Annotated in this window: 2 protein-coding genes; both read left to right on the plus strand. The window is 38.6% G+C overall.

From position 1 onward, the window contains the following. The first annotated feature begins 26 nt into the window (after positions 1-26). Positions 27-941, plus strand: a complete 915-nt coding sequence (locus BFJ94_RS20500; protein ID WP_120464302.1) for a copper amine oxidase N-terminal domain-containing protein — start codon at positions 27-29, stop codon at positions 939-941. Between the two features lie 159 nt (positions 942-1,100). After that, entirely contained in the window at positions 1,101-1,469 is a 369-nt protein-coding gene (locus tag BFJ94_RS20510) for a PIM7 family immunity protein (RefSeq protein WP_120464303.1), read from the plus strand. Positions 1,470-2,251: the final 782 nt, after the last annotated feature.

Raw genomic sequence — 2,251 nt, forward strand, 5'->3', positions numbered from 1 at the left:
AAAAAAATTTAAGGAGTTGATTATTCATGAAATTAAAGAAAACGGGATTTGTACTTATGTCATTGATTCTCCTACTAGCCATGATGCCTGCCATGACATCCGCTACCTCGAAGTTGTCGATCGTAGTTGAGGTTAACGGGAACCTAATCTCATTTCCGGATGCGAAGCCGTTTATGGACAAAAGCAATCGAGTGCAGGTGCCTGTCCGATTTGTAAGTGAAGCACTCGGAGCAGAAGTAGGCTGGGACAGCAAGAGCAAGCAAGTTACCGTGGAAATGGGAGAAGACACCATTGTTCTGACCATGGGAAAGAAAGCGTACACCGTTAACGGCCAAACGAAACAAATGGACACGGTAGCTCAGCAAAAACAGAATAGAACCTTCGTTCCTCTGCGCTTTGTCAGCGAGGCGCTCGGCGCTAAAGTAATCTGGCATAAGGATCTTTATAGTGTAGAGATTTTAACGGGGCTTGCGGCGGTGCAGGAGGAGAAGAAGGACGACAAGGACGACAAGGTGGATGATACGGCGGATGACGCTACGTCTACACTACCTAAATATATTGAGGATTCATGGGGACGTAAGAGAAGGGTAGAAGGGGAGAGTCAGAAACAGACTGCTGAAGGCTTCAGCTTCTATAATTCCTATAAATCGGGATTAGGTGCAAGTTACGAATCAGTAGATGGAAAAGATATGATGTTCTTACAATCATCTATTCATTTTGACAGAGATGGTGTCGATTATGACCAGCAAGTTAAGGATTTGGATGAGTTGCTGCGTCAAAAGATTAATTCCGAAACTGTGGATAAGATCATGAAGTATGTAAAACAGAAGACAAAACGGGATGATATTTTAGAAGCGAAGGAATTTAGTGACAAAGTGTATGGAATTCAGGTGGAATCCAGGTATTGGGGCAATATTGTTGTATCGATTTGGTACAAGTAGGTGGGATTATAGATGAAGAGACGATTCGTTATTTTTCTATTGGCTGCACTCATTGTTCATTTGTTTGATGAAAGTGGTACCCAATTGATATAAATCTTAATGTGGTCGACAGAAAAAGTCCTGATGCACATATCCCTTATTAAAAATGAGGTGTAAAACGTGAAATCAGAGAAAATCCTTAGCGAAATTGAATCACTGCACTATTGGGATGCCAGAGTATTAAAATTTGATTCAAGTTTTTTTGGTGATGAAATAACTCTTGTATTTGAGGATACAGAGTTTAACGTCAAGTTGTCCTTCAAGGGCTGTTCAAAATTTTCCTTTGTTACCAGTGTAGATGATAGAACAAAACCCTTAAGAGGGTTGGCGAGATCACAAATCCCTTATTTTCTTCAAGATATTGAAATTACAGATGTTCTGATTGAAGGTCATAGCTTAATGAACTGCAAAATTTTAATGCCCCCTCTTAACACAGAAATACTTTGTAATTCAATTTCAATTGAAAAAGATATAGGCTCTATAACTTAAATAGCAAGATAGTACAATTCAACCAATTTAATAAACTTTAAAAGCTCTTTCCAACTTGTTTTTCGAGTAGGGATGAACTTTTTGTTGAGAATTAACAACTATTAGAAGCAATAGTGACTCTCTACGATTTCTGGACTAACTTTATCCAACGAAACTGGGTAACGCTATTCGGTGCTAAAAGGCCCATTCCAGATTCTAACGAAACTGTATATCGCTATTTGGGCAAATTTGCGCTCTAAACCCCAGATTTCCGGTGAATAACGATACGGTGTATCGTTAAATTTTTTTAACCGTTGTTTTTGCGAAAATAACGATCTGTAGTTTCGTTAGAAGGATTACACATTTCTAGAATTGAATTTCCTAAGCATTGAGCAGGTCGATTATGGTCAGATACTACTACCATGATAGGTCTGTTTTTTCTTGATCTCGTTTTCTCACAGGTTTTTGCTTTTTTACAGGGAACTCAGACCGGGAGACGGAAATACCATGTGGTTTCCGCCTTGTCTCCTCAGTAATGGGTCTAAAGGCCATGAAAATTTAGGCGGTTATACTCAGTAGGGATTAATTATCTGTAATTCCATTGTTTGTGGTATATGCTGATAGTATAATATCAAGGATTACATAAGGGGAATATTTCCATAAACCTACAAAACATCCTGTCTATCAAGATATCAAAAAAATTTAAGGAGTTGATTATTCATGAAATTAAAGAAAACGGGATTTGTACTTATGTCATTGATTCTCCTACTAACCATGATGCCTGCCATGACATCCGCTGCCTC

The sequence above is a fragment of the Paenibacillus aceti genome (genome assembly GCF_003614185.1).
Taxonomy (GTDB): domain Bacteria; phylum Bacillota; class Bacilli; order Paenibacillales; family Paenibacillaceae; genus Fontibacillus; species Fontibacillus aceti.

Coding starts and splice junctions, on each gene's coding strand:
- BFJ94_RS20500 (WP_120464302.1), top strand. CDS start 27: ATGAAATTAAAGAAAACGGGATTTGTACTTATGTCATTGATTCTCCTA.